Annotated in this window: 20 protein-coding genes; 7 read left to right on the forward strand and 13 right to left on the reverse strand. The window is 60.8% G+C overall.

Going from position 1 to position 20159, the window contains the following annotated elements; translation table 11 throughout:
- Positions 1-159 precede the first annotated feature (159 nt).
- Complete coding sequence (locus Cth01_RS01485) at positions 160-1392, forward strand: multidrug effflux MFS transporter (RefSeq protein WP_034356577.1); 1233 nt, start codon at positions 160-162, stop codon at positions 1390-1392.
- Positions 1393-1570: 178 nt separating this feature from the next.
- Here the strand turns inward: Cth01_RS01485 and Cth01_RS01490 are convergent, their stop codons facing one another.
- Entirely contained in the window at positions 1571-3592 is a 2022-nt protein-coding gene (locus Cth01_RS01490; RefSeq protein ID WP_045838389.1) for a DEAD/DEAH box helicase, read from the reverse strand.
- A 283-nt stretch (positions 3593-3875) separates the two neighbouring features.
- Positions 3876-4484, reverse strand: coding sequence for an oligoribonuclease (gene orn, locus Cth01_RS01495; protein WP_034408527.1), 609 nt, complete (start codon positions 4482-4484; stop codon positions 3876-3878).
- Positions 4485-4514: 30 nt separating this feature from the next.
- On the opposite strand from orn, the gene Cth01_RS01500 reads away from it, so the two are divergent.
- The 4 genes from Cth01_RS01500 to Cth01_RS01515 all read left to right on the forward strand — a co-directional run bounded on the left by Cth01_RS01500 (position 4515) and on the right by Cth01_RS01515 (position 8187).
- The gene (locus tag Cth01_RS01500; protein ID WP_034356569.1) at positions 4515-5816 is read left to right on the forward strand and encodes a M48 family metallopeptidase; all 1302 of its coding nucleotides are present in this window, start codon (positions 4515-4517) and stop codon (positions 5814-5816) included.
- Between the two features lie 19 nt (positions 5817-5835).
- A complete protein-coding gene (locus Cth01_RS01505) occupies positions 5836-6174 on the forward strand; it encodes a 4a-hydroxytetrahydrobiopterin dehydratase (protein WP_034356567.1) in 339 nt (112 codons plus the stop codon).
- Between the two features lie 5 nt (positions 6175-6179).
- On the forward strand, positions 6180-7166 hold the full coding sequence (gene rsgA, locus Cth01_RS01510) for a ribosome small subunit-dependent GTPase A (RefSeq protein WP_045838390.1): 987 nt from the start codon (positions 6180-6182) through the stop codon (positions 7164-7166).
- A 130-nt stretch (positions 7167-7296) separates the two neighbouring features.
- Positions 7297-8187, forward strand: a complete 891-nt coding sequence (locus Cth01_RS01515; RefSeq protein ID WP_034378609.1) for a lytic transglycosylase domain-containing protein — start codon at positions 7297-7299, stop codon at positions 8185-8187.
- A 146-nt stretch (positions 8188-8333) separates the two neighbouring features.
- Here the strand turns inward: Cth01_RS01515 and Cth01_RS01520 are convergent, their stop codons facing one another.
- The 6 genes from Cth01_RS01520 to rpsP all read right to left on the reverse strand — a co-directional run bounded on the left by Cth01_RS01520 (position 8334) and on the right by rpsP (position 12447).
- Positions 8334-9317 (reverse strand): CobD/CbiB family protein, encoded by a 984-nt coding sequence (locus Cth01_RS01520; RefSeq protein ID WP_045838391.1) that lies wholly within the window; start codon positions 9315-9317, stop codon positions 8334-8336.
- A 47-nt stretch (positions 9318-9364) separates the two neighbouring features.
- Positions 9365-10063, reverse strand: a complete 699-nt coding sequence (locus Cth01_RS01525; protein ID WP_034356559.1) for a CoA pyrophosphatase — start codon at positions 10061-10063, stop codon at positions 9365-9367.
- A 110-nt stretch (positions 10064-10173) separates the two neighbouring features.
- The gene (gene rplS / locus Cth01_RS01530; RefSeq protein ID WP_003067838.1) at positions 10174-10560 is read right to left on the reverse strand and encodes a 50S ribosomal protein L19; all 387 of its coding nucleotides are present in this window, start codon (positions 10558-10560) and stop codon (positions 10174-10176) included.
- Between the two features lie 139 nt (positions 10561-10699).
- Positions 10700-11479: a tRNA (guanosine(37)-N1)-methyltransferase TrmD gene (gene trmD, locus Cth01_RS01535; protein WP_034389325.1), complete on the reverse strand. Its 780-nt coding sequence runs from the start codon at positions 11477-11479 to the stop codon at positions 10700-10702.
- A 42-nt stretch (positions 11480-11521) separates the two neighbouring features.
- Complete coding sequence (gene rimM / locus Cth01_RS01540) at positions 11522-12091, reverse strand: ribosome maturation factor RimM (RefSeq protein WP_003067842.1); 570 nt, start codon at positions 12089-12091, stop codon at positions 11522-11524.
- 101 nt (positions 12092-12192) lie between these two features.
- On the reverse strand, positions 12193-12447 hold the full coding sequence (gene rpsP / locus Cth01_RS01545) for a 30S ribosomal protein S16 (RefSeq protein WP_003058210.1): 255 nt from the start codon (positions 12445-12447) through the stop codon (positions 12193-12195).
- 282 nt (positions 12448-12729) lie between these two features.
- Between rpsP and Cth01_RS01550 the strand changes: the two genes are divergently transcribed.
- Complete coding sequence (locus Cth01_RS01550; RefSeq protein WP_034356593.1) at positions 12730-13215, forward strand: NINE protein; 486 nt, start codon at positions 12730-12732, stop codon at positions 13213-13215.
- A 218-nt stretch (positions 13216-13433) separates the two neighbouring features.
- Positions 13434-15215: a putative bifunctional diguanylate cyclase/phosphodiesterase gene (locus tag Cth01_RS01555; protein WP_045838392.1), complete on the forward strand. Its 1782-nt coding sequence runs from the start codon at positions 13434-13436 to the stop codon at positions 15213-15215.
- Positions 15216-15322: 107 nt separating this feature from the next.
- Here the strand turns inward: Cth01_RS01555 and Cth01_RS01560 are convergent, their stop codons facing one another.
- From Cth01_RS01560 to Cth01_RS01580, 5 genes are all read right to left on the reverse strand, one after another.
- Positions 15323-16333 (reverse strand): inorganic phosphate transporter, encoded by a 1011-nt coding sequence (locus tag Cth01_RS01560; protein ID WP_003067849.1) that lies wholly within the window; start codon positions 16331-16333, stop codon positions 15323-15325.
- Between the two features lie 19 nt (positions 16334-16352).
- Entirely contained in the window at positions 16353-17000 is a 648-nt protein-coding gene (locus Cth01_RS01565) for a DUF47 domain-containing protein (protein ID WP_003067851.1), read from the reverse strand.
- Between the two features lie 501 nt (positions 17001-17501).
- Entirely contained in the window at positions 17502-18260 is a 759-nt protein-coding gene (locus Cth01_RS01570) for an ABC transporter ATP-binding protein (protein ID WP_034356547.1), read from the reverse strand.
- 2 nt (positions 18261-18262) lie between these two features.
- A complete protein-coding gene (locus Cth01_RS01575) occupies positions 18263-19045 on the reverse strand; it encodes an ABC transporter ATP-binding protein (RefSeq protein ID WP_003067855.1) in 783 nt (260 codons plus the stop codon).
- Between the two features lie 30 nt (positions 19046-19075).
- A complete protein-coding gene (locus Cth01_RS01580; RefSeq protein WP_003067856.1) occupies positions 19076-20155 on the reverse strand; it encodes an ABC transporter permease subunit in 1080 nt (359 codons plus the stop codon).
- Positions 20156-20159: the final 4 nt, after the last annotated feature.

The following is a 20159-nucleotide window of genomic DNA, read 5'->3' on the forward strand; positions in this document are numbered from 1 at the left end:
ATAATTCAAAAGCCAAAGTTCTCAGGAACTTTGGCTTTTTTCTTGGCCGCGCCCAAGCGCCGCCGAATCTGCAAAAGCATGGGCGCCGACACCGGAGCCGCGCCATATCAGGCATCATGCAGGCATCCCCGGGCAGTATTTGCCCACCCAAGACTCACTATGCAAAACGACCTCTCCACGTTCTGGCGCGGACCGCGTTGGACTCTGGCCATGCTGCTTGCCATTCTCGGCATGCTCGGCCCGTTCTCGGTTGACACCTATATTCCCGCCTTCTCGGGCATTGCCAAGGCATTGGGCGCAACCCCCGTAGAAATGCAGCAGACCCTGTCTGCCTACCTGCTGGGCTTTGCCTTCATGAACCTGTTTCATGGCGCCCTGGCCGACAGCTTCGGACGCCGCCCCGTCATCCTCTGGGGACTGGTGATGTTCACCATCGCCTCGGCCGGCTGCGCGCTGTCGCAGAACATCACCCAGCTGGTGATCTTCCGTACGCTGCAGGGCCTGTCCACCGGCGCCGGCATCGTGGTCTCGCGCGCCATCGTGCGCGACATCTTTCCGCCAACCCAGGCCCAGGGCGTGATGGCGCAGATCACCATCTTCTTCGGCGTGGCGCCGGCGCTGGCTCCCGTGATTGGCGGCTGGCTGTTCGTGCACCTGAGCTGGCAGGCCGTGTTCTGGTTCCTGAGCATCGTGGGCGTGCTGCTCTGGCTCATCAACGTCAAGTTTCTGCCCGAATCGCTGCCGCCACAAAAACGCCAGCCCTTCCAGTTCAGACCGCTGATGCAGGGCTATGGCATCTTGCTTACCGATCCGCGCTTTCTGCTGCTGGCCCTGGCCAGCGGCATTCCGTTCAACGGCATGTTTCTCTATCTGCTGTCGGCACCGGCTTTTCTGGGCGATATCTTGCAGCTCGAGCCCACGCAGTTCTTCTGGTTCTTCATCGCCACCATCGGCGGCATCATGGCCGGCAGCTGGACCAGCGGTCGCCTGGCCGGACGCATCCCGCCCAAGCGCCAGATCCGCCACGGCTTTCTGGTGATGTGCGTGACCTCCATCATCAATCTGGTGGCCAATCTGATCTGGCCCGCCCATGTGAGCTGGGCCTTGATTCCCATCAGCCTGTTCGCCTATGGCTGGGCGCTGATGGTGCCCGTGGTGACGCTGCTGGTGCTGGACATCCATCCTGCGCGGCGCGGCCTGGCCTCTTCGCTGCAGGCCGTGGTGGGCTCGGTGGCCAACGGCTTTGTGGCCGGCGTGATTGCACCGCTGGTCATGCATTCGGCCGCACTGCTGGCCACGGGCTCGATTCTGATGATGCTGATCGGTCTGGTCGCCTGGATCTATCTGCACCACCGCTGGCCGGACATCGGCCGCCATGCCTCCGAGCATTAAAAAAGGAGCTGCTACCGCACGTCATTCATAGACTTCAGATTGAAAAGTATCTGAAATCTTTGAATGACATGCGCTAGCAGCTCACTTTTCAAGAAAGATCCAGCCCTGCACGGGCAACAAAAAACCGGCTGCTAGAGCCGGCTTTTTTCATGCTTCGGGCCGTAGCCCGAATCAGCGATCAACGCTCGTCGCGACGCGGTGCGCGGGGCTTGCGCTCGAAGCTGCGCTCGCCACCACGTTCGCCATGGGGCTGATAAGGCTTGCCGGCACCCTGACCAAAGGCAGGACGACGATCACCGCCGCCGAAGCCGCGCGATTCACCACTACGGAAGCCGCCTTCGCGGGGAGCACCGGCATGAGCGCCTTCACGGCCACCGCCAAAGCTCTTGCGACCGAAATCGCCGCCTTCACGGCGCTGGGCACCACCAAAGCCGCCACGCGATTCGCCGCCGCCGAAGCTGCGCTCTTGACGCTCGCCACCGAAGCTGGGACGGCCACCGCCGAAGCCGCGATCACCACCACGATCGCCGCCGCGATCGGCAAAGCGATCACCGCGAGGTGCACCAAAACCGGCGCGATCACCACCGAAGCGGTCACCGCCACGGTCGCCACCAAAGCCGCCGCGATCATTGCCACGGCCACCGCCGAAGCTGCCGAAGCCGGACTTGCGACCGTAGCCTTCGCCATCGCGACGACCACCGAAGCCACCGCGACCACCGGCGCCGCCGCCACGGCGACCGTCACGCTCGCCAGAGGCGGGGAAACGCTGCTGGGGTTCCATGCCGGGAATGGTCTCAGCCTTGAACTGCTGGCGGGTATAGCCTTCGATGTCGAACACGCGGCGACGGTCGCGGAATTCCGCAAACGTCACGGCCACGCCTTCGCGGCCCGCACGACCGGTACGACCGATACGGTGGGTATAGTCCTCGGCCTTCATCGGCAGGCCGTAGTTGAAGACGTGGGTGATGGTGGGCACGTCGATACCGCGAGCAGCCACATCGGTGGCCACCAGGATCTGCACCTGGCCGTTGCGCAGCGCCATCAGGCGGCGGTTGCGCAGGCCCTGGCTCAGAGCACCGTGCAGGGCCACGGCAGAGAAACCGTCCTGCTGCAGATCGTTGGCCAGACCGTCACATTCCACCTGGGTGGACGCAAACACGATGGCCTGGTTGATGCTGCTGTCACGCAGCCAGTGATCCAGCAGCTTACGCTTGTGCTGCATGTTGTCGGCCCAGAACAGTGCCTGCTTGATGTTGGCGTGCTTCTCCTGGGGCGTGGCAATCGTGATCTTCTTCACGTTGGCGCCGCCGTCATGCATCACGCGCATGGCCAGTTGCTGAATGCGGGGAGCAAACGTGGCGCTGAACATCATGGTCTGCTTGCGCTCGGCCGTCAGCTGGTTGACTTCGGCCAGATCGTCGGAGAAGCCCAGGTCCAGCATGCGGTCGGCTTCGTCGACCACCAGGAACTGCACCTTGTCCAGCTTGATCTGCATGGAGCGCTGCAGGTCCAGCAGACGGCCGGGAGTGGCCACCACCAGATCGGCGTTCTGCAGCTTGGCGATTTGCAGCTGGTAAGGAATGCCGCCCACCACGTTGGCGATGCGGATGCCGCGGCAGTGCTTGACCAGTTCGATGGCGTCATGCGCCACCTGCTGGGCCAGCTCACGCGTGGGGCACAGCACCAGGGCGCCGGGCACGGCGGCCTTGAAGTTGCGGGCGTTGGTGGGGTCCTTGCGCTTGTTGCGCTTGGGGGCGGGCTCGCCCTTGGCCGCAGCTTCGGCGCACAGGCGCTCGAATTCAGCCTTGGCGGCCGCATCGGCCACGGCACGCTGCTTGATCAGGGTGTGCAGCACGGGCAGCAGGAAGGCGGCGGTCTTGCCCGAGCCGGTCTGGCTGGACACCATCAGGTCGATGAAGCCGTCGGCATCGGCACCTTCGCCCATGGCCAGGGGAATCGCTTGCAGCTGCACAGCGGTAGGCTGGGTATAGCCCAGGTCGGTCACGGCCTGGATCAGTTCGGGGGCCAGACCCAGTTCTACGAAGCCATTGGGTTCGTCGGCGGCTTGGGTTTCTTCGACAGCGGCGTCTTCCGCGTCCATATCGGCCAGCATGGCGTCCAGACGGGAATCGAGTTCGGGAGAAGACAAAGCAATATCAGCAGCGGCCACTTGGCCCTGCTCCAGGGAGTTTTCTGTCATGAATAGCTCACGCAAAAAGCGACGCAGTCAGCGTGCTGCTCGCTTCTTTGACGGTTGGTTATCAACATCCACCGTCAGACTTTGACTGGCCCGTTCGCAAAACGGGGCAGATGGGTGTTATGGCTTGTCGTGTCGGCGCTGGGCAGGCCGTTGCACGCAAGTAAGAACCCGGTGTGTGATGGAGATGCGCAAAAATTACCCATTGATCGGGTAAGCAGTGCATTGTCGCATGTACCGGGTTTTCCCGCAAGTGGCAGGGCTATACCGACCCACCACCGCACCATCAGACGCTGAGCAGTTGCTGGCGGTAATGCTGCAGCTCGTCGATAGACTCGTGCACATCGGCCAGGGCCGTGTGGCGCTGCGCCTTCTTGAAGGAGGTATAGGCCTCGGGCTTCCAGCGCTTGGCCAGCTCCTTGAGCGTGCTCACATCGATATTGCGATAGTGAAAGAAATTATTGAGCTTGGGCATGTAGCGCTCCATGAAGCGCCTGTCCTGACCAATGCTGTTGCCGCACAGCGGCGTCTTGCCCTTGGGCACGTATTTGCCCAGAAAGGCAATCAGCGCGGCCTCCGCCTCGGCTTCGCTGATGGTCGAAGCCTTGACCTTGTCGATCAGGCCGCTTTTGCCATGCGTGCCCTTGTTCCAGGCATCCATGCCGCCCAGCAGCTCGTCGGACTGATGAATGGCGAATACCGGGCCTTCGACGCGAATCTGCAGATCGGAACTGCTGACCACCACGGCAATCTCGATGATGCGGTCGTGGTCGGGGTTCAGCCCCGTCATTTCGCAGTCCAGCCACACCATATTGAGATCGGATTTGGGCAGAACCGGTGGAGTAGCGGCCACGGGGGCGGCGCTGACGGAATTCGTACAGGAAGCTTCAGACATGGCGCAAATTGTCGCCTACACTGCCAATACATGGCTTCCAGACTAGATTTCACATTGGCACTTTCGCTGCTGTTTGCGACGGCCGTGGCCCTGCAATGGCTGCTGCGCGTGTGGCTTGTTTCGCGCCAGGTGCGCCATGTGGCCACCCACCGCGGCGCCGTGCCACCGGCATTTGCCCATCGCATCAGCCTGTCCGCCCATCAGAAGGCGGCCGACTACACGCTGGCCAAGGCCAGGGTGTCGCTGATCGACATCACGCTGTCGGCCGCCGTGCTGCTGTGCTGGACGCTGCTGGGCGGGCTGGACTGGCTCAACCGCTGGCTGCTGGAATTCATCAGCCCCGGCCTGTGGCAGCAGCTGGCGCTGCTGGCCAGCTTTGCCGTGATCTCGGCGCTGATCGAGCTTCCCCTGTCGCTCTATCAGACCTTCAAACTGGAGCAGCGCTTTGGCTTCAACCAGATGACGCCAGGCCTGTGGCTGGCCGATCTGCTCAAGTCGACGCTGGTGGGCGCCATCATCGGCCTGCCGCTGGCGGCCCTGATTCTCTGGCTCATGGGCGGGGCCGGCCCGCTGTGGTGGCTCTGGGCCTGGGGCGCCTGGACGGCTTTCAATCTGCTGCTGATGTGGATTTTCCCCAGCTTTATTGCACCGCTGTTCAACAAGTTCGAGCCGCTGGCCGATGAAAGCCTCAAGAGCCGCGTGACCCGGCTGATGGAGCGCTGCGGCTTTGCGGCCAAGGGACTGTTCGTGATGGACGGAAGCCGCCGCTCGGCGCATGCCAACGCCTATTTCACGGGTTTCGGCAATTCCAAGCGCGTGGTGTTCTTTGACACCCTGCTCAGGCAGCTCAGCCCCGGCGAAGTCGAAGCCGTACTGGCTCACGAGCTGGGTCACTTCAAGCACAAGCACATCAGCAAGCGCATGGTCCTGATGTTCGGCGTCTCGCTGCTGGGCTTTGCGCTGCTGGGCTGGCTCAGCCAGCAACTCTGGTTCTACACGGGACTCGGAGTCTCTGTGCTGCTGGGTCCGAACATCGGCGTGGCTGCCGAAAACAATGCGCTGGCCCTGCTGCTGTTCATGCTGGCGGTGCCGGTGTTCAGCTTCTTCGTCACGCCGCTGATGTCCGCCATGTCGCGCCGCGACGAGTTCGAGGCCGATGCCTATGCCATGCAGCAGGCCGATGGTGCACAACTGGCTTCGGCACTGCTCAAGCTTTACGAGGACAATGCCTCCACACTCACGCCAGACCCATGGTATGTGAGCTTTTACTATTCACACCCTCCTGCCGTGGATCGCCTGGCGCGCATGCCGGCTCCTGCAGGCAGCTTGTAACACCACAACGATTTCAGACATGAGCACACCCACACTGCAACAGAAAGACTGGTCCCAACTCAAGCGCAGCGCCCTGAGCACCGAGCAAGTGCAAGAGCAGCTGGCAACCCTTGAGGGCTGGGAGCTACTGGCCGGCAACGCGGCCATCAGCAAGACCTTCCGTTTCGTGAATTTCTACGAAACCATGGCCTTTGTGAACGCACTGGCCCTGATTGCCCATCAGCAGGACCACCATCCCGATCTGGAGGTGGGCTACAACCGCTGCAAGGTCAGCCTCAACACCCATGATGTGGGCGGCATCTCCGCGACCGACATCGACTGCGCACGCCGCATCGAAGCACTGCTGAATCCGGCCTGATCCTTATGGCCAAACAAGGACGGCGCCCAGGCGCCCAAGCAACAGGCAGCACCCAGACAGGCCTGGTGGTCGCCAGCTATGGCCGCCACTGCGTGGTCGAGACCCCGGACGGCGAGCGCCGCATCTGCCACCCGCGCGGCAAGAAAAGCCAGGCCGTGGTGGGCGACCATGTGCAATGGATGGCTCCCCCACCCGGCCAGGGCGATGAGGGCACGATCGAGAAAATCGTGGAACGCCGCAACGTCTTCTATCGCCAGGATGACATTCGCACCAAGACCTTTGCCGCCAACCTGGACCAGCTCCTGATTCTGATAGCCGCCGAGCCGGTATTCAGCGAAGTGCAGCTCGCCCGCGCGCTGATCGCCGCCGAGGCCGCACACATCAAGCCCATCATTGCGCTCAACAAGATGGACCTGGAAGAGCCCTTCCTGCGCGCCTGGCAGCGGCTGGAGCCTTACCGGACCATGCGCGATGCCGCGAACGCTGCACCGCATTACATGGTGCTTCCGCTGTCGCTGGAAGATGCAGACGATGAGGATCGCGACGCCATCATCGGTCTGCTGCAAGGCAAGACCACACTGGTTCTCGGTCCTTCGGGCGTAGGCAAGAGCACCTTGATCAACTTGCTGCTGCCCGACGCCAGGGTGGCGACCAACGAAATCTCGCAGGCGCTGAACACCGGCAAGCACACCACCACCAGCACCACCTTGTACTGGGTGGATGAGGCACGCACCACCGCCATCATCGACTCGCCAGGATTTCAGGAATTCGGCCTCTATCACATTGCCGCCACGCAACTGGCCGCCTGCATGCCCGACATCGGCGCGCTGGCGGACCAGTGCAAGTTCTACAACTGCACCCATCTGCATGAGCCTGGCTGCGCCGTCATGGCCCAGGTTGAAGCGCAGGACAGCCCCCACTCCATCAGTGCCAACCGCTACCGGATCTATGGCGAGCTGTTCGATGAACTGAGTCAGGAGCCCCGCTACTGAGCGCGAGGCCAGCCAAGCCGGAGGGCCGCGCCATATGAGAGCAATTTCAGCGTTTGCCACGCAGCCATTCCAAGCCCGATGAGCGCCCGCCGCCTGGCTTGGCTGCCGGCCACAACCCGGTGTTCACGTCATGAAGCCCAGAATTTTTCAGCCCTGCCTGCAAGCCGCCCTCGCCATCGCGCTGTCTGCGGGCATGGGCCTGACCTGGGCCCAGGGCACGGACTCCGCCCCCAGCTGGGAGGACGAGCCACCCACGCTGTCTCGCTGGATCGAAGAAGGTTACAAGGCCGAGCTGAGCCGGCAGCCATGGCGCGCAGCGCAGCGCTATTGTGCGGCAGCACGCTATGGCAGCCTCGAAGCCCAATACCGGCTGGGCCGGCTGCTGTTGCTGGGGCGAGGCTTGACTCCCGACCCTGCCACGGGCACGACGCTGCTGGCTCTGGCCGCCCAGCGTGGCCACGAGAAAGCCCGCTTGCTGCTGGCCGGCAAGCTCCCCGGCGACCGGCTGCCCGACTGCCTGACCCAGGGCGATGCGCCCGCACAGGAGTTTCTGGAGGCCAGCCAGGAGGCCGTCCCCCACGAGGTGGTAGCCAGCTATGTGAGCAGTCTGCCCAGGGAGAAGCGACGCATGGCCGAACTGGTGCAGCGCCTCGCGCCACGCTTCTCGATTGATCCGCGGCTGGCACTGGCCATTGTGCGTTCGGAGTCGAATTTCGAGGCGCAGGCGCTGTCGCCGCGCAATGCTCAGGGCCTCATGCAGCTCATTCCCGAGACGGCCGAGCGTTTTGGCGTGCGCGATGCCTGGAATCCCGAGCAGAACGTGCGTGGCGGCCTGGCCTACCTGCGCTGGCTGCTGGAGCGCTTCGAGGGCGATGTGGCACTGGTATCGGCAGCCTACAACGCGGGCGAGAGAACCGTGCAACAGTATGGCGGTGTGCCTCCTTATGCGGAGACGCGTGAATATGTGCGACGCATACTCAGCTTCTATCGCGCCAAGCACCACGAGCGCCCGGCTCGCTGATGGCACCTTGAACAGTGCCCGGCATGCCCGTCGCACCTGAGCCACCTTGGTATGTGGCACTGCGCAACACAGGACTTCGATGACCCGCTGCGGCTTGAGCGCTCATGCACCAAGCTGCTGCCACACAGAAGGCGATGTCCGGGTGCTCAACCGAGCAGACGGGCAAAGGTCAGCAAGGCCAGCAGCAGCAGCCAGACCACGACCGAACGCCAGACCAGCCCCACCACACTGCGCAAATGAGCCATTTCCGGCTCTCGCCCCGGAGTGACATCGCTGCCCGTCCACTGCGCATCGTCGCCCTCTTCGCCGTCAGCCGCATCGCGGCGGCGCAAGGCCTCACCCCCCAGGCGTACATTGATGGCACCCGCAGTGGCAGCCAGAATCACGCCATCATTGTCATTGGGAAAACGCTGGGCATAGACGCGCCAGTTGTCTATGGCCTCCTCAAAGCTGCCCACCATGGCAAAGGACAGCGCCGTCAGCCGCGCCGGCAGCCAATCGATCACATACCAGGCCTTGGCTGCGGCGGACTGCAAACGCTCGCTGGTCGGTGCCCGAAGACCTTCCGCCCCCTTGCGCGACCAGGCACGCGACAGATATTCAGCCATGCGGTAGAGAATGGCACCCAGCGGTCCCAGCCCCAGAGCCGAGAGAATTGAAAACCAGAACAGCACGCCAAACACATGACGGTGCGCTGCCAGCACCGAGTACTCGATGACATGGCGCACTATTTCGCTGCGTGGCACCTCGCTGGCATCGACCTGCTGCCAGTCGGCCAGGGCCTGACGGGCGGCAAATTCATCACCGGCATCGAGCGCATCGCGAATCCGCGTAAAGTGGTGGCTGAACTGGCGAAAACCCAGCGTGACATAGAGCACCGCGACATTCCACAGCATGGCTGCAGGCCAGCCTATGAACTCCATCAGCGCCCAGAATATGCCCAACACGATAACGCTGGGCAGCAGCACGGCCATTGCCCAGGCAAGCCAGCCATGGAGAGGCTTGCCCGCATCAAAGTTGCTGCGCACGGTCACGGTCCAGGCGCGATAACCGGCCTGTACCAGATTGGATCGGGCCAGCGGGCGCGCCTGTTCCAGCAGCAGTGCGATCAGGATGGCAAAAAAGCTCATTGCTTCATCATAGCTGCGCTGTTTGTCGACTTGTTACAACTGCTGTCTCAAGCCGCCAAAAAACGGTAAAGATTGCGCAACATGCCCGCTGTCGCGCCCCAGATATAGCGTTGCTGCTCACCATCCTGATAAGGCATGGCAAACCATTCGCGATCCACCCCCTGCCACAGCATGGCGTGACGCTCATGATGTGCGGGGTTGAGCAGATAGGACAGGGGAACCTCAAACAGGTCGGCCACCTCTCCCGGGTTGGGGAAGTAACTGGCCTGCGGATGGACCAGCGCCACCACAGGGGTGATGTGAAACGCCGTACCTGTCACGTAAATGGGCAAGCGACCCAGCACCTCGACATTCTTCGGAGCCAGTCCCACTTCCTCATGCGCCTCGCGCAATGCCGTGGCCTCGGCCGAAACATCCTGCGGGTCACGCTTACCGCCCGGAAAAGCCACCTGACCCGAGTGCGTGGACAGCCTGGCCGAGCGCACGGTCAGCAACACGGTGGGCTGCTCGCGCATGACGATGGGCACGAGCACGGCCGCATCGGAAGGCTGCCTAGCCGTGATGCGCTTTTCCTGCATGGCCTCGGGCAGCCACTGCGGTGGCTGGGCAAAGCGCGTGCGCAGAGCCTGCGGCGTCTGTGCAGCCAGCGGCACAGCCGGCAGCTGGCTATCAATGCCCAGAAGGCGAGCCTTGCGCGGATCAACAATGCCCACCACGGGGAGCGAAGAATTATCAGATGCAGGCATGTATGTGTTCGGCCAAACCCCAAAGCAAGAATCACGAACCAAGGCAGACATAAAAAAAGCCGCCACAGCGAACTGTAGCGGCTTTTACGGAATCACTTCCGATGCGTGTATTACTCGGCTGCAGCAGCAGTCTTGTTAACACGCTGGGGCAGCTTTTCCTTGATACGAGCAGACTTGCCGCTACGCTCACGCAGGTAGTACAGCTTGGCACGGCGCACATCACCGCGACGCTTGACTTCGATCTTGGCGATCAGAGGAGAGTAGGTCTGGAACGTACGTTCCACGCCTTCACCGCTGGAGATCTTGCGCACTGTGAAGCCGCTGTTCAGGCCGCGATTACGCTTGGCAATCACCACGCCTTCGTAAGCCTGCACGCGCTTACGGTTACCTTCCACCACGTTCACGCTCACGATGACGGTGTCACCGGGGGCGAATTCGGGGATGGTCTTGTTCAGGCGAGCGATTTCTTCTTGCTCGAGGGTCTGGATCAGATTCATGATGTAGTCCACCTTGATCTTGTCCGCGCCAGAATTGGCAAGCGCCGGGATTGGCGCTATTGCTGCATTACAAGAACAGCCCGAAAGCTGTCCCGCTATTTCCTTGCAGCGGCCGGATAGAGGATCAAAGAACCTGCAATTATAGCTTGGACGCTGTTTTTGCCAAAAAACCCTCATCCTTGGCATTGAGCAGCCCCTGTTCGCGGGCCTGCTCTATCAATTCGGGCCTGTGCTCGGCCGTAATGCGCAAGCGCTGATCGCGACGCCAGCGCTCGATATTGGAGTGATGGCCGGAGAGCAGCGCGGCTGGCACCTCCTGGTCATTCCAGACTTCTGGGCGAGTGTAGTGGGGGCAGTCCAGCAAACCGTCAAGCGCAGGATTGAAGCTGTCCTGCTGAAAGCTGCCTTCATCGTTAAGCACACCGGGCTGCAGACGCGCCAAAGAGTCCAGCAGCACCATGGCTGCCAGCTCACCGCCCGAAAGTACAAAGTCACCCAGACTCAGTTGATGAGTGACATTTCTATCAATAAAACGCTGGTCAATACCCTCATAGCGACCACAGAGCAGCACCGCCCCCCGGCTTTCGGCCCAATCGGCCACCACGGCATGCTTGAGGGTCGTACCTATGGGTGAGAACAACACCACAGGAGCAGGCTCCGCCTGTTCCTGTGCATCGACTTCGGCGCGTGCCGAGCGAATCGCTTCGAGGCAGCGCTGCAGCGGCTCGGCCATCATCACCATGCCGGGGCCTCCGCCAAATGGACGATCATCCACACGGCGGTAATTGCCTTCGGCCCAGTCACGCGGATTCCACAGATGCACTGCCACCTGGCCCGAGCTGTAGGCACGGCGCGTCACCCCGCTCTCGAGAAATGGAGCGAACAGCTCAGGAAACAGCGTAATAATGTCGAAACGCATTGATATAAAAGCGATTTAAGCTACAAAAAAAAGCATTCCAGTTCAATAATCGGGCTGCCAGTCGGCCACGATCTTCTTGCCGGCCAGATCCACCGAATCCACATAGGCATCGACAAAGGGTATCAGACGCTCCTGCTCCTTGCCGTCCTGTTCATAGCCCAGCACCAGAACAGTCTGCGGGCCGGTGGCCATCAAGTCCTTGACCACCCCCAGGGTCACACCTTCGCGGTTGACCACGTTCAGCCCCATCAGATCCACCCAGTAGAACTCACCATCCTCGGTCTTGGGGAAATGCTCGCGCGCCACAAAGACGCGGGCACCGCGCAGAGCCTCGGCGGCGTTGCGGTCGGCGACTTCAAGCGAGGTTGCCACGATGGTGTCGGCATGGAAGCGGGCCTGCTTGACGGGCAGCACCACGGTACCCGTGAAATGCTTGGCACCTTTCTCGGCAGGCTGCAAAAACCAGTCCTTGGCGGCAAACAGGGCCTCTGGGGCGCTGCTGAAGGCATGCACCTTGAACCAGCCCTTGATTCCCCAGGCATCGGCAATGCGACCGACTTCAATGGCATCAGCAGGCAAGCTCGTGGCTTGAAGAACAGGCATGTGGCTCATGGGATCAGCAGAAAATGCAGAATTTCAATAAAAAACGGGTCCCGTCAGGCAAGCCAACGGAACCCGCTTTGGTAAAGGTGCCTAGAGAGCGACCGCCTAAATTAGGCAGCAACCTTCTTTGCAGCTTCCTTGATCAGGCGTTCAGCCGTATCGGAAGTTTGAGCACCAACGCTCTTCCAGTAGTTCACGCGGTCCAGAGCCAGACGCAGGCCTTCTTCGGCGCCACGAGCGCTAGGGTTGTAGAAACCCAGACGTTCGATGAAAGCACCGTCGCGACGCACGCGCTTGTCAGCTGCAACGATGTTGTAGAAAGGACGAGCCTTAGAGCCGCCGCGGGAGAGACGAATAACAACCATGATGTTTCCTTCGGGTGGTTACAGCCAGTGCCATCAAAAATTTGACCAGCTGCGCAGGTTTTCTTACAGCGTTTGAGACACGCGACATGACCACCCGGCCAGCGACACGCCGTAAAACCGGAAATTATATCGAGTTCTGTCAAATCTGCCTATAGCAGCGGCAAATGAGCATAGTCGGCACAGAGGACTTCCTGAAAATGAAGCGCAATTGCCCTGAGCCCCGTAATTGACGCGAAGGGAATAATGGACGGGTTCTTTCGTTTTCTGCCCGCGCATCAGACCATGAACCAACTTGTTCCCGCCACCACCCCGGCCCCTCGCCCCAAAAACAAGACGATTGCCTCCTGGCTGGCCTTGATCGGCGGACCGCTGGGGCTGCATCGCTTCTACCTGCACGGCCTTGGGGACTGGCTGGGCTGGCTGTTGCCCATTCCCACTGCACTTGGCATCTACGGCATCGAGCGCGTGCAGCAGTTGGGGCAGGACGACAGGCTGAGCTGGCTGCTGATCCCCCTGCTCGGCTTCACGATAGCAGGCTGCGCCCTGCGCGCCATCCTTTACGGCCTGATGGAGCAAGGAAACTGGAACCGGCTCTTTAATCCATGGATGGATGCCGACGCGCCTGCAGGGCGCACCCAATGGACCACGATTTTTGCCGTAAGCCTGTCCCTGATGCTGGGTGCCACCGTGCTGATGGCCAGCATCGCCTACAGCTTCCAGCACTACTTTGAATATCAGGTCGAAGAGGCGCGCAAGATTTCACAGTAGCTGCAGCTCTCCGAACCAGGGGCTCTCACCCACTCCGAAGCGGCTTCGGCCTCGCCGCTTTTGTAAGCAAAAGTCTAATTTTTCACCTACTGGGCGCAAAGCAGCGCCTGCCGATTCCACAGAACTCACAATGCCCAACTGACGAACTTCTTGCAAAGACTGCATCCAAGCAGTTTTCGCACTACGACGGCTTTGCTGCACCAGTCCGAAGAGGTCTTATGTCTGCAACCAACGAAAAGTCTGCCAGATCCGAAGTGCATGGGCAAAATGCCTTTCCAGCTGCCACCAGCCTGGTGGGTGTGTACGGAGAACAGCTTTTCCGCATTCTTGAACAAACCAGCAGCGGCTATGTGTTGCTGGATGCTCAGAACCGGGCACAACGCTGGAATGATGGTTATCTGCAGATATTCCCCTGGCTGGCTTCCGCCCTCAAAGTAGGCATACCCCTGCAAGCCGCTCTGCAAGCCGCCGCAACAGCAGCCCCGGACAACGCTGCACCAGCCCTGAACCATATCGCCGAAAGTCATCAAGCCCTGATTGCGCGCCAGCAAGCCAATGCCCAGTTTCAGCTGCCCAATGGACGCAAGCTCAATCTGTCGGCTCACGCTCTATCGGCCAATTACACGGTGCTCGCCTGCAAGGAACTGCTGCCTCATGGCAACGAGGCAGAAAGCCTTTCCTTCTTCGATGTGCTGACCAATCTGCCCAACCGGCGCCTGCTGCTGGACAGGCTCTCCCAGGCCATGATCCAGTCCGAGCGCACGGGCTGGCGCGGTGCATTGCTGACCATAGACATGGAGCCGGTGGCGGGCCCGACCGCCAGCACGGGAGACAGCCAGTCCTGCCTGGCTCCGCACATCGCACAGCGCCTGCTCGGCTGCGTACGCTCCTGCGATACCGTAGCCAGACTGGATGCCGCGCACTTCGTCATCATAGTCTCGGATCTGTCCCCGGATATCGAAATGACCACGGTGCTGGTGGAACGTCTTGGAGAGCGTCTGCAGGAAAGCCTGAACGGCAGCTACCAGCTCGGCCACAAAAGCGTGATGCTGGAGGCCAATATAGGCGCCACCCTGTTCGGCCCGCACTCCCGCTCCGCCACCGAGTTGCTGCAGCAGGCAGAGGTCGCCATGTACCGTCTGCGCGATGAAGAGGCTCGCGGCCTGCACTTCTTCAGCCCCGAGCAGCAGGTTCCGGCCAACGACCGCAGCCGCCTGGAGCAGGATCTGCGGGAAGCCCTGCGCCTCGGCCAGTTCGAGCTGCATTACCAGGCCCAGTATTCCGCCAGCGGCGAAGTCAACGGCTTGGAGGCCCTGCTGCGCTGGCGTCATCCCAGGCGAGGTCTGGTACCCCCGAGCATCTTCCTGTCCGTGGCAGAGGAGACCGACATCATCGTTGCGCTTGGCCGCTGGAGCATTCAAGCCGCCTGTGAACAATTGGCCAGATGGAAAGCCGAGCCACAACTGGACAGGCTGCCCATCTGCGTCAACATCAGCGCCAAACAGCTTCGGCAAGCGGACCTGGCCGAGCAAGTGCAGAGCATTCTCAGCCAGACAGGGGCCGATCCTGCATTGCTGCTGTTGGAACTTTCCGCCCAGACCCTGAGTCCTCTGGATGCGGATAGCGCGAGCAGCCTCAAGCGCATCGGCGCCATGGGTGTGCGGCTGTCACTCGACGATTTTGGTGGCAGCTCCAATATGCAGGAAGCGCTGCAGCAGCTCCCCCTGAACCAGCTCAAGCTCTCGCATTCCCTGGTGCAGCGCCTGGGCCCCAACAATGCCGCCGAGGCCGCCGTACAGGCAGCCATCGCGCTGGCTGCCCGCCATCAGATGACGATCGTCGGCGCAGGGGTGGAGACCCTGGAGCAGCGAGCCCTGCTGGCGCAGCATGGCTGCGAGCATTTCATGGGCTATCTGCTCAGCCCCCCAACTCCGGTCAGCCAGCTCAAATCCCTGATGCAGCGGCAGGCAATGCTCGGTCTGCAGGAGGCTGCAGCTTGACCTCCATGTTTCAGCCATGAAAAAAGGCTTCGCAACGCGAAGCCTTTTTTCCATTAAGCCCTTTGATCGACAAGCAGTTACAGCTATCAATCAAGGAGTGCACAAACTCAATACAGTTGCAGGCTAACCCAGTAGGCAATGGATGCCACAAAGGCGCTGGCCGGAATCGTCAGAATCCATGCCCAGACGATATTGCCTGCAACGCCCCAGCGCACGGCACTCGCGCGCTGCGTGGAACCCACGCCCACGATGGCACCGGTAATGGTGTGCGTGGTCGAGACAGGAACGCCCAAGAAGGTGGCAAAGAACAGAGTCAGAGCACCACCGGATTCGGCACAGAAGCCACCGACAGGTTTGAGCTTGGTGATCTTCTGGCCCATGGTCTTGACGATGCGCCAGCCGCCAAACATGGTACCCAGGCCGATGGCCAGGTAGCAGCTGACGATGGTCCACATGGGAGGCTCGGCATCACCGGCATTGGCATAGCCCGTGGCAATCAGCAGCAACCAGATGATACCGATGGTCTTTTGCGCATCGTTGCCGCCGTGACCCAGGCTGTAGGCACCGGCAGAAACCAATTGCAGACGGCGGAACCACTTGTCCACGCGATTGGGACTGGCACGACGGAAAATCCAGGCCACCAGAACCATCATCAGCGAGCCCAGCAGAAAGCCCAGCACGGGAGAGACGAAGATGAAGGCCACAGTCTTCCAGATGCCGCTGGCGATCAGCGCACCTGCACCGGCCTTGGCAATCACCGCACCCACGATACCGCCAATCAGGGCATGCGAGGAGCTGCTGGGAATGCCGTAGATCCAGGTGATGACGTTCCAGGTGATGGCACCCACCAGAGCGCCGAACACGACATGGGTGTCAACAATGCCCGGCTGAACAATACCCTTGCCCACGGTTGCCGCCACACTGAGGTGGAAGACAAAAACCGCGACAACGTTGAAGAACGCGGCAAATGCCACGGCCTGAGTAGGCTTGAGAACCCCCGTGGAAACCACGGTGGCAATCGAATTGGCAGCGTCGTGAAAGCCGTTCATGAAATCGAACAGCAAGGCGAGCACCACCAGCAAAATCACAACCCAGAGGGCTGCCTGTACCGGCTCCATGATCGGGCTCCAGCGAGAATCAGGAATTCTCGAGGACGATGCCCTCGATCAGGTTCGCCACGTCTTCGCAGCGGTCCGTGATGGTTTCCAGCAGCTCATAGATGGCCTTGAGCTTGATCACCTCACGCACATCGGGCTCTTCACGGAACAGCTTGCTCATGGCCGCGCGCATCACGCGGTCGGCATCGCCTTCCAGGCGGTCGATCTCGTCGCAGGTCTTGCTCGCGGCATCCACAATCGTGGGATCCGAGAGACGGTCCAGCAGCTTGACGGCATCACGCAGACGCTCACAGCAACGCACGCACAGATCGGTCAGACGTGTGATTTCGTCTGTCATGTGACGCACGTCATACAGGGCCATGGTCTCAGCCGAGTCCTGAATCAGGTCGGCCACGTCGTCCATGGTGTTGATCAGCGAGTGGATATGCTCGCGATCCAGGGGCGTGATGAAGGTCTTGTGCAGCAGCTTGGTGACATCATGGGTCACACGGTCGGCTGCGCGCTCGGCGTTGTCCACATCGGCGTTGTATTTTTCGCGCAGATGGGGATCGTTGTAATTTGCAACGAGTTGCGAGAAGGCATGAGCTGCTTCAACGATGCGGTCCGCATGTTGATTGAACATCTCGAAAAAATTGCCTTCGCGCGGCAATAGCTTGCCAAACAGCATGAATGCTCCTTACCGGGGAAAAGAAACCAGGCGACTCACTGCAAAAAAAAGTGCATGGTTCCCGGCTTAAACGGGGCGGAGTTTACTCTTGAGTCATTGTGCGTTTCAGCGCGTCTTCAAGACACCCCTTCTGGCACCACGAAAAATAAAATACAAGCTCTTCGCCATGCTAGGCGCTGTCACAAAGCCAGTGATTCCTCCAGACAACACCGGAGAGCAGCAATCCGCCCACCCAACGCGCCGACTCCTTGAGCATGTCACTGAGCCACGCGAAAACGTTCCAAATACTTCTTTTTGTAATAAGCAAATTCTAGTCAATGACAAAAAAGAATTAAAAGGAACTAAAAAGAAATAAATAAAACAATCAAAGAGCCATGAAAAACGTCATTTTTTTGTCATTTTCTTGAATTTAAAGGGAATTAGGGTTCACCCTTGACTGCAGCAGAGCGTCACGGCGAGATAGCGCACTGCGATCGAAAGCGCCGGCAGTCTCGTCGGGGCTTACTCTCCCAGGTAAGCCGCACGCACGCGCGGATCGCTCAGCAAGGTCTGGCCCGGCCCCGTCATGGTGATGATGCCGGACTCCATGACATAGCCTCGATCGGCCAGCGCCAGCGCGCGACTGGCGTTTTGCTCCACCAGCACCATGGTCACGCCCAGCGCATAGACATCGCTGACCACCTCGAAGATCTTGTCCACCATGATGGGCGACAAACCCATGGACGGCTCGTCCAGCAGCAGCACCTTGGGCTGACTCATGAGCGCGCGGGCCATGGCCAGCATCTGCTGCTCGCCCCCGGACATGGTGCCTGCCAGCTGATCCTTGCGCTCCTTCAGGCGCGGAAAGATGCCGAACATGCGCTCGATATCCGTCTGTATGCCAGCCTTGTCCTTGCGCGTGTAGGCACCCATGAGCAGGTTTTCGGTAATCGTCATGCGTGCGAACACGCCGCGCCCCTCGGGCACCATGACCAGGCCTTCGGCCACCAGATCCCAGGCGCCCTTGCCCTTGATGCTTTGGCCCAGATAGAGAATTTCGCCATCGGCAATCGGCAGACCCCGCGTGACAGCCTTCATGGTCGTGGTTTTGCCCGCACCGTTGGAGCCGATCAGCGACACCAGTTCACCCTGATGCACCTGAAAGTCCACGCCCTTGACAGCCTGAATGCCGCCATAGCCCACCTTCAGGCCCTTCACCTGCAGCAATACCGGGGCCGTGGATTTGGAGGCCTGCGCCTGTTCCAGCACTTGATCCTGCATCTTCAATGGCCTCCCGTGCCCAGATAGGCTTCAATCACTTTTTCATTCTTCTGCACTTCGGCAGGCGTGCCTTCGGCAATCGGCTTGCCATAGTCCAGCACCGTCACGCGGTCGCACAGGCCCATGACCAGCTTCACATCATGCTCGATGAGCAGGATGGTGCGGTGGTCGTTGCGAATGCGGTCGATCAGCTCACGCAACTGCAGCTTCTCGGTCGCGTTCATGCCGGCGGCCGGCTCATCCAGCGCAATCAGCTGCGGGTCCGTCGCCAGTGCACGGGCAATCTCCAGCCGGCGCTGGTCGCCATAGGACAAGGTGCGCGCCTTGAAGTCCGCATATTTGCCGATACCGACATAGTCGAGCAACTCACGGGAGCGGGCGCGAATCGCGGCCTCCTCGGCCTTGAAGCCCTTGGTGCGAAACACCGCCCCGAGCAGACCGGAATGCGTGCGCACATGACGCCCGACCATGACGTTCTCCAGTGCCGTCATCTCGGCAAACAGCCGGATGTTCTGGAAGGTCCGTGCAATGCCCGCCCTGGCCACCTTGTGCACCGCCGTCGGCTCATAGGGCTTTCCGGCCAGCTCGAATTTGCCGGTGTCGGGCGTATAGAGGCCGGTGATCACGTTGAAAAATGTGGTCTTGCCTGCGCCATTGGGGCCGATCAGGCCATAGACCTGGCCTCTATCAATCTTCATGCTCACACCGGACAGTGCCTGCAAACCGCCAAAGCGCTTGGAGATGTCCGAGACATGAAGGACCGCTGAAGTCGTGCTCTCTGCCATATCAGTTCACATTCCTTGTCTGTGCAGTCATCAGGACTGACGGTCCAGGCTTTTGGCATGCTCGGGCGTGGGCCAGAGGCCGCGCGGACGCATCAGCATGATGACGATCATGGCCAGGGCAATCAGCAACTGGCGCAGGATGGACGCGTCGAGGCGTCCATCGGTCATCTGCTGCAGCGGCCCAGCCACATAGCGCAGTACCTCGGGCAGGGCCGAGAGCAGCACGGCCCCCAGAATCACGCCGGGAATATGGCCCAGGCCGCCGAGCACGACCATGGCCACAATCATCACGGACTCCATGAGGCTGAAGGACTCGGGCGATACAAAGCCCTGGAAGGCACCGAACATGGAACCTGCCACACCGCCGAACGAAGCGCCCATGCCGAAGGCCAGCAGCTTCATATTGCGCACATTGATACCCATGGCCTTGGCGGCGATTTCATCCTCGCGAATCGCCATCCAGGCGCGGCCTATGCGCGAATCCTGCAAGCGGTAGCAGATCACGATGGTGGCCAGCACCAGCACCAGAAACAGGTAGTAGTACAGCGTGACGGAAGCGATGTCGTAGCCGAAGATCTCATGACGCTTGGCCAGGTCGAAGCCGAAGATCTTGACCGAGTCGATCTGGCCAATGCCCTTGGGGCCGTTGGTGATGTTGACTGGCTGGTCCAGGTTGTTCAGGAAGATGCGGATGATCTCGCCGAAGCCCAGTGTCACGATGGCCAGGTAATCACCGCGCAGCCGCAGCACCGGCAGGCCCAACAGCACACCCGTACAGGCGGCCAGCAGCATTCCTAGCGGAATCACCAACCAGATCGAGGTGTGCAGTCCGTTGGGAAACATGGCGACAAAGCCTTCGAAGGTCTCGGCCAGATGCGGCGATGCCATGAGCGCAAACATATAGGCGCCCACGGCATAGAAGGCCACGTAGCCCAGATCCAGCAGGCCTGCGTAGCCGACCACGATGTTCAGGCCCAGCGCCAGCATCACGTAGAGCAGAGCCAGATCGGCGATGCGCACCCAGGCGTTGCCGAAATACTGCAGGATCAGCGGCAGCACCAGCAGGCCTATGCCGCCCAGAATCCAGTGGAGCGTCTTGTTGTTCTTCATGGGC

The sequence above is a fragment of the Comamonas thiooxydans genome (assembly GCF_000964545.1).
Taxonomy (GTDB): domain Bacteria; phylum Pseudomonadota; class Gammaproteobacteria; order Burkholderiales; family Burkholderiaceae_C; genus Comamonas; species Comamonas thiooxydans.

Excerpts from the sequence above, each read along its gene's own strand:
- Cth01_RS01520 (WP_045838391.1), bottom strand. The coding sequence starts at position 9,317 with ATGAGCTTTTTTGCCATCCTGATCGCACTGCTGCTGGAACAGGCGCGC.
- Cth01_RS01490 (WP_045838389.1), bottom strand. The coding sequence starts at position 3,592 with ATGACAGAAAACTCCCTGGAGCAGGGCCAAGTGGCCGCTGCTGATATT.
- rimM (WP_003067842.1), bottom strand. The coding sequence starts at position 12,091 with ATGAGCCACATGCCTGTTCTTCAAGCCACGAGCTTGCCTGCTGATGCC.
- Cth01_RS01525 (WP_034356559.1), bottom strand. The coding sequence starts at position 10,063 with ATGCCTGCATCTGATAATTCTTCGCTCCCCGTGGTGGGCATTGTTGAT.
- Cth01_RS01580 (WP_003067856.1), bottom strand. The coding sequence starts at position 20,155 with ATGAAGAACAACAAGACGCTCCACTGGATTCTGGGCGGCATAGGCCTG.
- Cth01_RS01575 (WP_003067855.1), bottom strand. The coding sequence starts at position 19,045 with ATGGCAGAGAGCACGACTTCAGCGGTCCTTCATGTCTCGGACATCTCC.
- rpsP (WP_003058210.1), bottom strand. The coding sequence starts at position 12,447 with ATGGTTGTTATTCGTCTCTCCCGCGGCGGCTCTAAGGCTCGTCCTTTC.
- Cth01_RS01565 (WP_003067851.1), bottom strand. The coding sequence starts at position 17,000 with ATGCTGTTTGGCAAGCTATTGCCGCGCGAAGGCAATTTTTTCGAGATG.
- Cth01_RS01485 (WP_034356577.1), top strand. The coding sequence starts at position 160 with ATGCAAAACGACCTCTCCACGTTCTGGCGCGGACCGCGTTGGACTCTG.
- Cth01_RS01550 (WP_034356593.1), top strand. The coding sequence starts at position 12,730 with ATGAACCAACTTGTTCCCGCCACCACCCCGGCCCCTCGCCCCAAAAAC.
- Cth01_RS01515 (WP_034378609.1), top strand. The coding sequence starts at position 7,297 with ATGAAGCCCAGAATTTTTCAGCCCTGCCTGCAAGCCGCCCTCGCCATC.
- Cth01_RS01505 (WP_034356567.1), top strand. The coding sequence starts at position 5,836 with ATGAGCACACCCACACTGCAACAGAAAGACTGGTCCCAACTCAAGCGC.
- Cth01_RS01500 (WP_034356569.1), top strand. The coding sequence starts at position 4,515 with ATGGCTTCCAGACTAGATTTCACATTGGCACTTTCGCTGCTGTTTGCG.
- Cth01_RS01570 (WP_034356547.1), bottom strand. The coding sequence starts at position 18,260 with ATGCAGGATCAAGTGCTGGAACAGGCGCAGGCCTCCAAATCCACGGCC.
- trmD (WP_034389325.1), bottom strand. The coding sequence starts at position 11,479 with ATGCGTTTCGACATTATTACGCTGTTTCCTGAGCTGTTCGCTCCATTT.
- Cth01_RS01555 (WP_045838392.1), top strand. The coding sequence starts at position 13,434 with ATGTCTGCAACCAACGAAAAGTCTGCCAGATCCGAAGTGCATGGGCAA.
- Cth01_RS01560 (WP_003067849.1), bottom strand. The coding sequence starts at position 16,333 with ATGGAGCCGGTACAGGCAGCCCTCTGGGTTGTGATTTTGCTGGTGGTG.
- rplS (WP_003067838.1), bottom strand. The coding sequence starts at position 10,560 with ATGAATCTGATCCAGACCCTCGAGCAAGAAGAAATCGCTCGCCTGAAC.
- rsgA (WP_045838390.1), top strand. The coding sequence starts at position 6,180 with ATGGCCAAACAAGGACGGCGCCCAGGCGCCCAAGCAACAGGCAGCACC.
- orn (WP_034408527.1), bottom strand. The coding sequence starts at position 4,484 with ATGTCTGAAGCTTCCTGTACGAATTCCGTCAGCGCCGCCCCCGTGGCC.